The 14383-nt window shown below is 43.1% G+C and carries 12 protein-coding genes and 1 pseudogene; 3 read left to right on the top strand and 10 right to left on the bottom strand.

What is annotated here, in order from left to right; translation table 11 throughout:
* Positions 1-67 precede the first annotated feature (67 nt).
* Positions 68-226, top strand: a complete 159-nt coding sequence (locus AC58QG_RS07915) for a DUF1540 domain-containing protein (protein WP_082593545.1) — start codon at positions 68-70, stop codon at positions 224-226.
* A gap of 129 nt (positions 227-355) precedes the next feature.
* Here AC58QG_RS07915 and AC58QG_RS07920 read toward each other — a convergent pair whose 3' ends face one another.
* The gene (locus AC58QG_RS07920) at positions 356-2290 is read right to left on the bottom strand and encodes a thioredoxin domain-containing protein (protein WP_497361539.1); all 1935 of its coding nucleotides are present in this window, start codon (positions 2288-2290) and stop codon (positions 356-358) included.
* A 35-nt stretch (positions 2291-2325) separates the two neighbouring features.
* A complete protein-coding gene (locus AC58QG_RS07925) occupies positions 2326-2487 on the bottom strand; it encodes a DUF255 domain-containing protein (protein WP_497361540.1) in 162 nt (53 codons plus the stop codon).
* A 228-nt stretch (positions 2488-2715) separates the two neighbouring features.
* On the opposite strand from AC58QG_RS07925, the gene AC58QG_RS07930 reads away from it, so the two are divergent.
* Positions 2716-4053 carry a glycosyltransferase family 2 protein gene (locus tag AC58QG_RS07930; protein WP_497361541.1) on the top strand — a complete coding sequence of 446 codons (1338 nt, stop codon included), beginning with the start codon at positions 2716-2718 and terminating at the stop codon, positions 4051-4053.
* A gap of 76 nt (positions 4054-4129) precedes the next feature.
* Here the strand turns inward: AC58QG_RS07930 and AC58QG_RS07935 are convergent.
* The 4 genes and pseudogenes from AC58QG_RS07935 to AC58QG_RS07950 all read right to left on the bottom strand — a co-directional run.
* A pseudogene (locus tag AC58QG_RS07935) lies at positions 4130-4285 on the bottom strand (DUF255 domain-containing protein); the annotation flags it as partial.
* A 207-nt stretch (positions 4286-4492) separates the two neighbouring features.
* Positions 4493-5539 (bottom strand): Ger(x)C family spore germination protein, encoded by a 1047-nt coding sequence (locus AC58QG_RS07940; RefSeq protein WP_497361542.1) that lies wholly within the window; start codon positions 5537-5539, stop codon positions 4493-4495.
* 10 nt (positions 5540-5549) lie between these two features.
* Positions 5550-6638, bottom strand: coding sequence for a GerAB/ArcD/ProY family transporter (locus AC58QG_RS07945; protein WP_497361543.1), 1089 nt, complete (start codon positions 6636-6638; stop codon positions 5550-5552).
* 1 nt (position 6639) lies between these two features.
* Positions 6640-7953, bottom strand: coding sequence for a spore germination protein (locus AC58QG_RS07950; RefSeq protein ID WP_497362807.1), 1314 nt, complete (start codon positions 7951-7953; stop codon positions 6640-6642).
* A gap of 593 nt (positions 7954-8546) precedes the next feature.
* On the opposite strand from AC58QG_RS07950, the gene AC58QG_RS07955 reads away from it, so the two are divergent.
* Positions 8547-9491: a serine hydrolase domain-containing protein gene (locus AC58QG_RS07955; protein ID WP_497361544.1), complete on the top strand. Its 945-nt coding sequence runs from the start codon at positions 8547-8549 to the stop codon at positions 9489-9491.
* 477 nt (positions 9492-9968) lie between these two features.
* Here the strand turns inward: AC58QG_RS07955 and speD are convergent, their stop codons facing one another.
* From speD to AC58QG_RS07975, 4 genes are all read right to left on the bottom strand, one after another.
* A complete protein-coding gene (gene speD / locus AC58QG_RS07960; protein WP_497361545.1) occupies positions 9969-10781 on the bottom strand; it encodes an adenosylmethionine decarboxylase in 813 nt (270 codons plus the stop codon).
* Positions 10782-10878: 97 nt separating this feature from the next.
* Positions 10879-11562 (bottom strand): DUF7002 family protein, encoded by a 684-nt coding sequence (locus AC58QG_RS07965; protein WP_497361546.1) that lies wholly within the window; start codon positions 11560-11562, stop codon positions 10879-10881.
* A 120-nt stretch (positions 11563-11682) separates the two neighbouring features.
* Positions 11683-13113, bottom strand: coding sequence for a YfcC family protein (locus AC58QG_RS07970; protein ID WP_497361547.1), 1431 nt, complete (start codon positions 13111-13113; stop codon positions 11683-11685).
* Positions 13106-14311: a M20 family metallopeptidase gene (locus AC58QG_RS07975; RefSeq protein WP_497361548.1), complete on the bottom strand. Its 1206-nt coding sequence runs from the start codon at positions 14309-14311 to the stop codon at positions 13106-13108. Before AC58QG_RS07975 ends, AC58QG_RS07970 begins: the two co-directional genes overlap by 8 nt.
* Between the last annotated feature and the right edge of the window lie 72 nt (positions 14312-14383).

A 14383-nucleotide genomic window follows, 5' to 3' on the forward strand; every position in this document is an offset into this window, starting at 1 on the left:
TTTTAACGCTATGTATAAAAAGAGGTCCCTTTCGCCCACCCTATGAGGTAGGGGAGGTGAAAGGGACATGGCAAAAGATGTAATGTGTGAAGTGAATTCCTGCAAATACTGGGCCAATGAGAACAAATGCAAAGCTAGCTCGATTTCGATCGTGAGCCACCACGGTAGTGATCAAGCGCGCAATTCGGAAGAAACCGATTGTAAAACATTTGAATCCAAGGTTTAGTACATTGATCACACGAAACAAGCTTAACTGACAATGGATAACGAGAATGGTAAGTGAGTTTGAGAAGAGGCCTTCTGGGGCCTCTTTTTATGTTTCTACATCTATTGTAACCAATAATGATAATTATTATCAGTCATTCGAGGAGAGATTTTCGAGTGAGGTGATATTCTCGGATGAAGAGAGATTTATAAGCTCCTCACTAGCTTGTGTTGGTGCTTGGCACGCAAAGTTCTGGCATACGTATGCCGTAGCTCGCCCGCCTAGCGGCACCTTGTCTTGCACCAGCGGAATCAGCTGGCGTACCTCCTCGCCTGCCGCTCCCGGCGGGTGAAGGATCAGCAGCGCATTCGGCAGGTATTGCCGCTGCACCGTGCGCAGCATATGCTGTGTCTCGGGTTTCGCCGGGTCGCCGGCGATCACGATTTCGCTGGCTTCGCCGTAAGCGAAATCAAGCGCGGCCAGCGTCAGCGCGTGGCCCGGCGGGTACTTACTGACAGCTCCAGCGAATGCCTGGAGCTGCTCATCGGCAGCCTGAGATAGCTTCGCGTCGTAGGTCAGCCTGGACAGCCGCAGCATATTGAGCGCGGCTGCTCCGTTCCCCGACGGCATTGCGCCGTCGTAGATCTCTTTGGGGCGGGTGAGCAGCTGCTCGGCATCGCTGCCGTAGAAGAAGAGCCCGCCCTTCTCTTCGTCGCCGAAGAGACGAAGCATCTCTGCGTTCAGCTGGACCGCTTCACGGAGAAAGCGCAGCTCGAACGTTGACTCGTACAGCTCGATCAGGCCCCAAACGAGGAACGCGTAGTCGTCCACGTAGCCCAGAATTGCCGCTTCGCCATCGCGATAGCGAGCGAGCAAGCGCCCATCTTCGCGGCGCAGCTCGCGAAGCAGGAAATCCGCGGCCTTCGTAGCGGCGTCCGCGAATGAAGGCTTGTCCAAGGCGCGCGCAGCCTTGGACAGCGCAGCGATCATCAGACCGTTCCACGAGGTCAGAATTTTATCATCCTTGCCCGGATGGATTCGCTTTTCGCGATGAGCGAAAAGCTTGACGCGGGCAGCCTCCAAACGCTGCTTAAGCTCATCCAGCGGGATTCGCTTTCGCCTCGCCCAAGACGCCAGTGTCGTGTCGAGTAGATTCGGGATATTTTCCCCCTCAAAATTCCCCGACTCCGTTAGACCGTAGATCTCGCTAAAGAGATCTCCCTCATCAATCCCCAATACGTCTTCAACTTCGTCCATTGTCCAGACGTAGAACTTGCCTTCCTTGCCTTCTGAATCGGCATCTTCTGCAGAATAGAAAGCGCCACTTTTGTCCGTCATGTCACGAAGAACATATGTGATGATTTGTTCTGCGACCTCGGCATATTGAACTTTTCCAGTCACTTGATAAGCTTCACTATATGTCATCACCAATAGAGCGTTATCATACAACATTTTCTCAAAATGCGGCACTAACCACTCGGCATCCACAGAATATCTCGCGAAACCGAAGCCGATGTGATCATACATTCCCCCACGGTGCATAGCATCTAGCGTTTTTTCAACCATTTCAAGCGCTCGCTTATTCCCCGTTTTCTTATAATAACGTAATAAGAATGACAAGTTATGAGAAGTTGGAAATTTAGGAAATGTACCAAATCCACCATTATCAGCATCAAAATTAGCTTCGTACAAGCGAAAAGCCTCATGGAGTGTGTCCTCTGAGATTGCACCGCCTATCTGATGTTCTAGCAATCGGCTCGTCGTATCTGTAATCACTTGATCACCAAGCTCGCGAACTCGCTCAGGGTCCTCTCTCCACTTACCTGCAAGCTGTGCGATGATCTCAACCAACCCTGCTCGATTAAATTTACGGCTCCGCGGAAAATAAGTCCCTGCAAAGAACGGCTTCTTCTCTGGTGTAAGGAACACGGTCAACGGCCATCCACCCTGCCCCGTCATCGCTTGACATACCGCCAAATAGAGATGATCGATATCGGGGCGTTCTTCACGGTCTACTTTAATAGAGATGAAATCTTTGTTCAACATATCGGCTATGACTTGATCTTCGAAAGATTCGTGTGCCATGACATGACACCAATGACAAGTCGACATATACCCAACTACGAATACCCAATAGATAAAAAGATAGGCTTGTTTTCGCGTTTCGCTTTATCAAAAGCCTCATCTGACCAAGGGAACCAGTCGATCGGGTTGTAGGCATGCTGCAACAAATACGGCGACTTCTCCTTGGCTAATCTATTGGGTTTGTTGTTCGTTGTCATAGGGGCACCACCTCCTTGTTTATTATCATACGATTTATCTTACATAGCATAAGAGGAACAAGTTTCCATTAATAAACCCTCTCGGTCACAACGAGATGCCGGGTGTAATTATCAACTCCGTTCACATTTAAAATAATGGCAAGATGTGTCGGTACACAAGTAATGAAAAAAATAGTAAGGTTACATAGCGTTCTACTAAAGTTCTTCTATGAACGGAAGTGAATAAGAATGAGATGGAAAAAAACAAAATATAAAACTATTAACTCAGATAGATATGTACCGGTCATTCATAAATTCTTCATTAGCCATATATTTGCAATCTTATGGGCGTTGCTTTCTATTTATTTGTCTCGAAGATGGATAGTGGATTTGGGGGGAATTATTACGCTGCCTGGGGCATTGTTGGCTATTACAGGCATAGCATACATTCCGGGGTATTTAAACACATTTATGGTTGTTAGTTTGATTTTAGACAAACAACCAAAATTCAAAGAAAAGAATCCAAAAACGGCATTAACAATTTTGATTGCTGCATGGAATGAAGAAAAAGGCATAAAGGATACATTGCTTCAGGTGGCAAGACAAGACTATGAAGGCGAAATAAAAGTCATCTTAGCCAATAATAATTCAACAGACAAAACTGTAGAAGTAGCCCAAACAATAGCATTAGAAAATAACATTCAGTTGATAGTGGTAAACGAGAGTGTGCCCGGAAAAAGTCACGCCCTAAATACAGGCTTGAACTTTGTAGAGACTGAATATTTAATTACATTGGATGCCGATACGTTGATGCATAAGTCAGCATTAAAGTATCTTATGGGTCGAATGTTATCTGCTCCATCTGATGTGTGTTCTGTGGCGGGTGCAGTACTAGTCAGAAACAGCCGCGAGAACATTTGGGCAAAAATTCAAGAGTGGGACTACTTTTTAGCTATTGCTTCGGTAAAACGACTACAGGGTATGTATCAGCAAACCCTAGTTGCTCAAGGTGCATTCAGCATGTATAGGACAGAAACGGTAAGACAGATGGGTGGATGGTCAGACTCGATTGGTGAAGATATTGTTTTAACATGGCTCTTTTTAAAGAATGGATATTGTGTACTTTTTGAACCTCTAGCTGTTGCGTTTACATCAGTCCCGACGAGCTTTGTTCATTTTGCTAGACAGAGAAGCCGCTGGGCAAGAGGTATGATTGAAGGACTAAAGGCTGTAAAACCGTGGGAACAACCTAAAATATATGCAAAGTACCTTACCGGCATAAATCTAATTATGCCTTATATAGATGCAGCCTATGCGCTAATATGGCTGCCAGGACTCATTCTTTCTTTCTTTGGAGTGTTTTGGATTGTGGGACCGTTGACCATACTGGTGCTTCCGGTTACCATTATTAGTTATTTTACGTTGTATAGGTATCAAAAATATGTATTTCGCTCATTGGAGTTAAAGGTAAGGAAGAATAAGCTAGGATTTATTATATTTGTATTGGGTTACCAAATATTTATGAGTCCCGTATCATTGTGGGGGTATCTACAAGAGTTATTCAAATTGAAGCGAGTTTGGAAATAGTAATGAAAACCCTTGTTTTATCTGGATATTCTAGAGACGTGGCAACAATGACAAGTCGACATATACCCAACTACGAATACCCGACAGATAAAAAGATAGGCTTGTTTTCGCGTTTCGCTTTATCAAAAGCCTCATCTGACCAAGGGAACCAGTCGATCGGGTTGTAGGCATGCTGAAACAAATACGGCGACTTCTCCTTGGCTAATCTATTGGGTTTGTTGTTCGTTGTCATAGGGGCACCACCTCCTTGTATTCATGATTTTAGTTAAGATACCACTCATTCTAGCATACCTCCAATGAAAGAAAAATCCCATTCAGGCTCTCTACATTTTTCGTAGTTATAATGGTTGCAAGCCTCCAAATCAAATAACAAAAAAAGCCATCCCAAAAGGTTCGCTAACCTTTCTAAGACAGCTTTTTCATGTTGGCCCCCACTATTTTAAGTAGCTTTCAAATTGCCCGTATTTCGAATCGACGTCGAAACTTGCAAATCGATTTTCAAATTTGTGAAATACTCGGTGTGCCATACTTCCAGTTGTGAGCGAGTTAATTCATTCCGGAAATGTTGTCCTACTCCCAGGACATCTGCTCCGCCTAGCTTAATTTTTTCAAATAAATGTTCGAATCGTTCCAGAACCAGCTTGTTCAGATCTGATTTGATGGAATCTAATGAAGGATTCCCTTTCGTATCCAATAAGATTACTTTTAAGCTTAGCCTACTTTTCAACATAGGTTGGTTGTTGACGAAGGAACTCCGATGGATCAGATGGTTACTTACAATTTGAACTGTCCCCTTACCCATCACTTCGATTTTCCCCTGCGTTTGCTTTCCATTAAACACATTGATAAGTAAGGTTTCTTCATTATTGAGTCGTCCCACCATTTTACCATTCTTCATGATGGCTGAGCCTGTGCTTTCAATCACCGTTGAATTTCCTGATTTAATAATGGGTATGACCACATCGTTGGTAAAAGAGTGGATGCTCCTAAATATTTTCCACGTTTGCGTATAAGCAATTTCAGGGCTCAACCCACTATTTCGTTGAAAAAAGTCATAAATCAGGGTCCCATCATATGAATTTTTATCCATTTTTCGGAAAAAGCGATCTGGCGATTCATCACAAATGACGAACAGTGTTTTTGGGGAGACATGCCGCGAACGAATTAGGCTTGCAACACCGTCATTCAAACCATGTTTGGCAAACTCTTTATCGACAATAATAATTTTCAAATGGAGCAGATCAATTTCGCTCTCCATATTCATGCTAATTCGATCAATGATTTCGTTGATCGTGTCACCACTATCCGAAACGACTTGTACCGCATCAGTTTCACTTACTTTTGGAATGTCGAGAAACACCGTATATTTCCCTTGATCGAAAGAAACCCCCATAGCGATCGGTAAAGAGCGATGATTAATGTCCTTGTTGTCCCAACAGCCGCTGAGAATAAAAAGTAAGAGTGTTGCAACGATCCATTTCAGCATATTCTTCACTTCAACTCTCTTTGACTTGTTTTTGATGCCGATACCCTAGTATGAAAATGACAGTCGGAACAACTATTGAAACATACAATCGGAGAAATGAATTCCACTGCAGCAGCGTTTCAACATGAACCCAATCAGGTATGAACAAGCATATGATAAGCACGACAATTGCAATGGCAGCAACTAGATACTGATTTTTCATTTTTTTTAGACGACACCGGATTAAGCATGCGATTTGCCATAGGGTCATTGCGATAAAAAGAAGGACAAACGCGATTTGACTTAGTAGAAAAAAAATCGTAATCCGATCAAACATGAGCCAGTTAATTTCTATCGTATCAATCGTGAAAATAAAGGGGAATGAAAGCTGTCTAGCGGTTTCTTCCCCTAATGTCATGATAGGAATATACACCGAGAGAAGGAAGAAGATGAAGAGGACAAAGCTGCTTAGATAAATAGTTTTGGGTTTATACGTGATATAGGAGGGAATAAAGCCCAGAAATAAAAAGCCTCCCGCGAATGCAAACAAGCTTTGATAATACGAAAAGTTGGTTAGAAATGCGAATAGTCTGGAACGATCCTTGGGGATCAGTGGGAGTGCATAATTCAGATCGATGTTTTGAAAAGTTGACACCATTACAAAAAGCATGGGAGGGAGAAATAAGACAGCTAATAAAAGCCCTGCTCTTAATAGTGCTCTTACTCCACCATGGACGACCATAAATACCGGAATCCCTAGCAACAAACACATAAGAATCCAGAGTGGTGTGTCGGCTAGAAAAACAATTGAAATAATTTCAGCATACGCCCTAACTGTAATCACTATCACCAATGAAAGATATAGAAAAATAGGAAGTAACATTAACCATACAATTACTTTATTTTTGTTGATCAGTACTTGAAGGATATTCTGATTCCCAAAATAACTAAGCCCCTTCAAATAAGTAAATATGACGGTAAAATGGATTAAATAACCTAAGCCTACAGGTATCCAATATGCTTCACGTGTACTCGCTAAGATATCCGTCGGATACATAAAGAAGATCAACCCTAAATGGGTTATGATGTATATGACTGCAACTTGTACGTTTCTAATCATGTCATTCACCTTCTGGATTTTTCAATTGCAAATACGGAACTCCAAGTGATTTGACGCCTGCCAAATAGGAGCAGATAATGACGATCCCGAATAAAAGACCAAGGACACCAAAGATTGCGGAAAGGATCAATAAGACATATTTAAACAATCGTATCGTGAGCGCATTTTGATAACCGACGACGGTCGCACTTGAAATGGTCGTAGCAGCCAATACAATGATGAGTAAACTGCTCACTAATTTCGCCGATACGACGGCCTGTCCTAGCACGATCCCCCCTACCATAGTTATTGTAGGTCCTATACTCGGAGGAAGTCGGACGATAGCTTCTAATGTCAATTCCAAGACAAACAATAACAACAAGGTCTCTACGATCGCAGGGTAAGGAACATCTATTCTACTCTTCGCGATTGAGTGCGCCAGTTCAAACCTCAACACATCCGGATTCACGGAAACTAATGCCACATACAAACCTGGGATAATAAGCGTTATCAACGCACCTATAATACGAATGAAGCTGAGGGCCGCAGCAAACACATGCGGATGATTGGCATCATCTGCTGTCACGAACAAATCCGAAACAAGACTGGGCAGTACTAAAGCGAAAGGCAAACGTTCGATGAAAAGAACTGCTTTACCGTTTTTCAAAGCTCGTGCTGCACTCTGTGGCAGTTCCGTTGTATTGTAACGGGTTACCAATGTAAGGTTTGAAAACCCAAACATTTTCGATAGTTCTTGCACATTGCTTACATCCATATGCAAATTCGTTTCGATCGCGTTGATGATAGAACTTAGAAGTGTAGGATCAATCTTCGTATTCAAATAGGACAATACCACGCAATTTTTGGATACTTCCCCGAATCTATACGTCGCAATCTGCAAATCGCTTGAATTTATATGCTTCCGAAGCAGGCCGACATTGATCTCAATATCTTCGTTAAAAGCGCTGCTTGCCCCCCTAACCACATTTTCAGTTAATGGTACAGTTACTGAACGGTTGAGCGGTTGTGCAACTGGGATGATGCTAATATAAGTGCCAGATGGCTCATGAATGGCAATGAGCATGCCATCTAATATTTCTGAGATGATCTCGTCCAGTGTGCAGTCGGATACATCGTGACCAAGCCCTCTCAGCCTGTCTTGTGCGGTGTGATCTAAACCATCTGCTTTATGTAGCTGTTCGCGCACCATGGTAAGAGATCTCGGGAAATTAATAAGCGTCCTTAATCCTAGAAGGATAATAGGTTCACTGCCTACCCATAGTTGGCGCGAAATATATTGCTTGTCTTGTTCAAAATGATATTTCAGGCTCGTCACAATTGACAATGCGTATCCTCCGTCCCGCTTCTATTGTTTCAAAGCATATCTCAGGTAGTATTCGCTTTCTTCTCTTTTGTTAATCATTTCAATTTACTTAATAAAATGGAACAAACTAAAAAAAAGGTACAGCTCCCTGTATGAGAGAACTGTACCTTTTTTATGGGTAGGGTATTCTATTCCCTTTATGTGATCAGATTAGTAATTGTTCGTAGTGAAATCATAGCGTGTTTGGTAAAATGGAAACGAATCCGACAAGTAGCCATTTTCGACAATTTGAATCATGTTCGTTTCAAGTGCTGTCTTTTTTTCCGAGATACCGAAGCAAGTTCCAAAGATGCAGCACCCTTTTGATCCGTATCCTGCAGATTCGTATAAATGCCATACTTACCAGTAAGCTTGTCTTGGATAAATCCAGTTAAGAATGCTAAAAAGACTACACGCTACATCGAGGTGGAATCCGTCAACTAGATCTGATAATTTCGTACACAAATGTGGATACGTTTAGTTAAAGTCTATCATATGAGACTTGACGATCAAAAGGTAAATCCTCCCTTAATTAAGAATAATGTCGTAAAAATAAGAAGGATGTCATGAACTTTTCAAATTTAACGGAAGCATTAGAACCAGCCAATCTCGTAAGTTGTCTAATAAGTCAACGGGGGCAACTCCTATTTGAACAATACAGAGAACCACAATTCGCCGATACCATAGCTAAAATCAATTCTTGCACCAAAAGCATTCTATCTGCACTTTGTTGCATTGCCATGGATAAGGGGTTATTACCAGATCCATCTACACCTGCTTCTGTATTTTTTCCACAGCTAGCGAGCGATCATCAATCACAGAAATCTGAAATCACGTTGCTTCATCTATTAACGATGACTTCTGGCATCAATTGGACTGAATTTGGCGGTCAGAATTCTTTTCCTCGTATGACGAGGACACCACATTGGGTAAATTTCGTGTTAGATCAATCCATATCCGATTTGCCTGGTACGAAAATGACCTATAATTCAGGAGGTTCGCAATTATTATCGTCTATTCTCGTCCAAGTAACAGGCATGTCAGTGGCTCGCTTTGCTGAGTTACATTTATTCGAACCACTTGGCATTGAGTCCTATTCATGGGAACAAGACCCGCAAGGTATTCATACGGGCGGCTTCGGACTTTCACTTCGCCCTTTAGATATGCTCAAATTCGGTCAACTATACGTACAGCAAGGAAAATGGGGTAATCATCAGATTATTTCCCAAGCGCTTGTCAATCGTTCGACTGAGCCTGCCATTCGTGCAGAAGCACCCCGTCGCGGCAGCTATGCCTGGCACTGGTGGACAGATACCTACCCTGATCCAATGGATAACGGGTCAACATCACCTACACTCGACTACTTCAACGCCTATGGATTCGGAGGACAAGGCATCTATATCCTGCCTAGTCTTGAAACTGTCGTTGTGTTAACCCATGATCAACGGAAGAAGAGTAAGATCCCCTTGCATGTGTTCCGGACATCCATAGCACCTCACTTGTTGAACTAGTTTAATAAGAAATTTGAACGGTTTTTTGCAATATAGTTCCTAAGCGACTTATTAATTTCGCGAGAATTTGTGGCGAGGTTGGAATGGCTGATTTTGGGGGAGTGCTGGATTGGTTTGATAAAGAGTTCGCAGAGGGTGATGAGATTAACTAGGATTCCTGTGCATGGGAAAATATCTGTAAATTGTACAGCTAATCTGGAGAAATGTACCCAAAATTTCAATATAGATGGAAAAAATGAAGTTATTTATCCATCATATGCTCATTTAGTCAAAAAACATTGAAAATAACTGGATAAAATCCATTTATTTTCAATTTATAAGGAAATCCCCAACAATTAACTGGACAAAATACATCAATTTCAATTGAGATTCAAAAAATAACCCCAATTCTATTCAGTACTTTGTATCATGAGTACCGCTCCTCAAACGCAAAAAAGGGTTTGGAGCAGTCATACCTGCATCCAACCCCTTTAATCATCAAGTAAATATCATATTTTTCCCATAAAAAATCTCATCCATTTCCCACTTCACGCTTTTCTCGATTTCCAGCTGCTCTTCCATACTGAGTGTATCCTTCGTGTATCCAAATAAATAATTGTTTAGATCAAACTCACGTAGCTTGCATTTCGTATGGAAAATATTTTCTTGATACACGTTCACATCAATCATCTGATATAAGTCTTGAATTTCCTCGGGGATATAATTTTGTATGGAGCTGATTTCATGATCGATGAACAGCTTGTGCCCGCTGATATCACGCGTGAACCCACGGACCCTGTAATCCATTGTCAAAATATCGTTATCGAAAGAGTGGATAAGAAAATTTAACGCCTTAAGCGGCGAAATTTCTCCACACGTAGAGACATCGATATCTGCGCGGAACGTACTGATTCCTTCATCCGGGTGATATTCGGGATACGTATGCACCGTGATATGACTCGTATTGAGATGCATAACTACCGCGTCAGGCAGCGGACCTGGCGATTCTTCGAACGATTCATTTGGCTCCTGCTCGATAGGACCTTCAGACACCAGCATCGTTACGCTAGCTCCTTGTGGGACATAATCCTGCTTAGCAATATTCAAGACGTGCGCCCCAATAATGTCGGCAACTGATTTTAATAATGCTGTCAAACGATCCGCATTATATTGCTTATCTATATAAGCTATGTAGGCTTCGCGCTCTTCTCTCGTTTTGGTGAAACAGATATCATACATATTAAAACTGAGCGATTTGGTTAAATTATTAAAGCCATGCAGCGTTATCATCTGCTCTGATGTTAATTTCAAGTAAGTTCCCCCTATGTGTCATGCCATAAACAGCTAATCTTAGGATGGTATGTAGGTGGCCTTTCTATCCATATTTACACCTTAAATCATGCAATAATCATGCTCTCAAATCTTCCCAAGGCCGCACTAGCACACGCCATTCCTCCGGAATAAATTGATTATTGTTCACATAGATCGCTAGCAAACAGCTCGTAACTTCTTGAACCTTGTCTGCAATCAGTACCTCTTTTATTTCAGAAGGTTTGGTAGGAACCAGACTATTCATTGTCCGCTTGAACTCATGCAAAGGAAGAAACATAGCCTCACTTTTCTTATACGAACAGTTCGCCGGGAATCGCGGCGAGCTGCCGGAGTCATATTTGGATAACTTTGTCGACATGACATGTTTGGATAATAACGCCTTCGCATCGAATTTCAACACGGCAAACCCCTCTTTAGGTTCCCTACGCGCATAGGTATCCATCATTTTCTGACAATCCCTAAGGGTGGGCCAAAAAAATACGTGCCGATCTAGACTTGCGCGAAATTGTTCCTGCGTCGTAGAGGGGTCAATCATCATGTCTGGAATCCTAAGATGTACATTCATCGTCATTTCAAAAGTATCTATATTCACTTTGCAAGCCTCTGATCGGCGCTCACCTGTGGAATTGGGATTGATGTGATGACTGGACCATAAAGCATCGAAATGTGCAATCGCCGGCAAATTACTTACTCGTGTGAAATGGTACAGAAATTTTCTACCTTTGGCTTTGGTGATATCCGCTATAAGTGATTCTGTCATATAGGTCCCCTCCCATTAATCCCCTTATATTCTCCTCTTAAGTAGAGTGACCTATTCGAACAATTGGGTTCAAAAAAAGGCTGCGCACGTTAAACGAGCACAACCTTGTTCTCTATCATTTTACGTATAGTTGATGATATTAGCTACAATAATAAATACCGCTCCAATAATTAACCACATACACATGAGTGGCCAGAAGAAACGCACCCATTTCTGATACGATATCCCTGATACAGCCAAACTACCCATTAAAGCAGATGAAGTCGGGAGAATCATATTCGAAATGCCATCTCCTAATTGGAAAGCAAGAACTGAAGTTTGTCTGGTGATTCCAAGCAAATCGGATAAAGGGGACATAATCGGCATGGTGGTGACAGCCATTCCTGTTCCTGAAGTGATGAACACGTTCATCACGTTTTGAAATGCGTACATACCCAGCACTTGAATGGAAGCAGGCAAATCTCCAACGAGAATGGATAACCCACTCACAATGCTGTCGATGACATTTCCTTGCTCAAGCACGACCATGATGCCTCTGGCAATCCCGATAATAAATGCGCCATAGGTGATTGCACTTGCCCCTTTGACAAACTCGCTGGCGATCCGGCTTGGTCCGTAGCCAGAGCAGAACCCGGAAACGATACCCATTGTCAAGAATAGCGCACCCAGCTCCTCCATCCACCAGCCTTTTTTGGAAACTCCCCAAATGACGAGGCCAAACCCTATAATAACCGCAGCAATGGTCAAATAGTGCTTAAGTTGCATCGTCGGCAACTTAGATAAATCGACTTTTTCACCTGCCGCTGATTGTTCAAGATCATACACAATCCCTTTCGATGGGTCCTTTCTAACTTTGCCTGCGTAACGAATCAAATACAAGCTCGTCACTGTAATTAAGCAAACCAATAGTATAACCCGCAGCCATGCGCCTGAAAACATCGGTACTTGCGCAATGGCTTGCGCCAATCCTACATTAAAGGGATTCAGAATCCCTGCCGTGAAGCCGCAAGAAGCACCTAATGAAATCATAGCTGTACCTGTCAGAGCATCAAACCCAAGGGCCCGTGCGATCGCAATCCCGATCGGTACAAACACCATCACTTCCGTAGACATCCCCATCGTAAAACCACCAACGGAGAATAACATCAGGAAGATTGGAATGACCCATCTGCCTTTATTGGCAAACGTCTTTGCCACTCTGGACGTGACAGCTTCAATTGTGCCAGTAGAAGTTATAATTTGAAAAGCTCCGCCGATGATGAAAATAAAGAAGACGACATCTGCGGACGCAACCAGCCCATGTACAATTGCTTTCGGTATTTCAATGAAACTAACAGGGTTTGAAGCTACCTCATGATAAGAACCAGGCACAAGAAGTGACTTTCCGGTCACACTGTCTTTCACGCGTTCAAATTTCCCTGAAGGTATGGTATAGGTTAACGCAGCAGCTACGAATACCAGAATAATAAGAATGACGAATGTATGCGGCATTTTGAAATAATGGCGCAAGCCCTTTTTGGATGATGAATTCGTTTTTACTGTGCTATCCATGTCCATTGCCTCCATCTCTATTGCTTTTCCACTGTGTAAATTCACTGCGAACGCGCTCAAACGCTGCTTTATCGACACATAATTCATAAGCAGTCATGGCAAGTGCCTTCGCCGCTAGGTTCAGTTCAATCATGCCTGCTTCTGAACCAGCCAATTCAGCAAATTCGGGTGTATGTGTTGTTGCATCTCCAAGACGGATATAAGGGTGAATGGCTGCTGTTACTTGGCTGACGTTGCCAATGTCGGAGGAGCCAACTCCTCCTTTTAGAGGCGGTTCAGACACTTCAACGCCCATTTCCTCTAAATTACGTTGAAAAAGCTGAGCTAGCGCTTTATTATTGTTCCGCTCCGCATAAATGAGACCTTCTGCAATCTCAACAGTCGCGCCTACACCCTCAGCTGCTGATCGAACGGCCCGGTATACCTTTTCTCGCACACCCGCAAGTTCCTCTACCGTAGCAGCTCTCAGAATAAATACCGCCTCGCACAGCTCGGGAACGACATTAGGCGCATCCCCGCCTTTTGTAATGATCCCGTGAATCCTTACATCCTCTTTCACAAATTGCCGTATCGAATTGATTGCTACAAAGGCATTAATAAGCGCATCAAGCGCACTTATGCCTCTCTCAGGCGCAGATGAAGCATGAGCTTGCTTACCGTGAAACGTAAACGTTGCATCAACACAAGCAAGTGCACCTCTTAAAACCATCGTTTTGTTCTGCGGATGGCACATCATAACGGCGTCGATGTCATCAAAGACACCATCCTCACACATGATGATTTTGCCTCCGCCTTCTTCCTCAGCAGGCGTTCCTAACACAACGATTTTGCCAGGCAGTTCCGGGTAGGCATCCTTTAAGGCGAGCGCAGCTCCCACGGCAGCCGTGCCAATTAGATTATGACCACAGGCATGCCCGATGACGGGAAGTGCATCATACTCGGCTAATAATGCGATCGTAGGTCCACCTGCCTGTCCTTCCCACGTTGCCCGGAATGAAGTTGGAAGCCCGGCAATCCCTTGCTCAACGGTGAATCCCGCTTCAATTAAAGGCTCAGTCAACCAACCTTGCGCTTGATGCTCATGGAAGCTGAGCTCCGGATTTGCATGGATATGCATCGCAATACGACGTAATTGTTCATCACGGCTATCCACGGCTTGTTCGATTAATCTCTTCGTAGGACTTAAAAATTCACTCAAATAACTCTCCTCCAGTCATTCTCTCATCGTTGTTTGTTATTTCTATTTCAAAGGAATTAGTGAATATTTATG

The sequence above is a fragment of the Paenibacillus sp. J22P169 genome, from assembly GCF_059691995.1.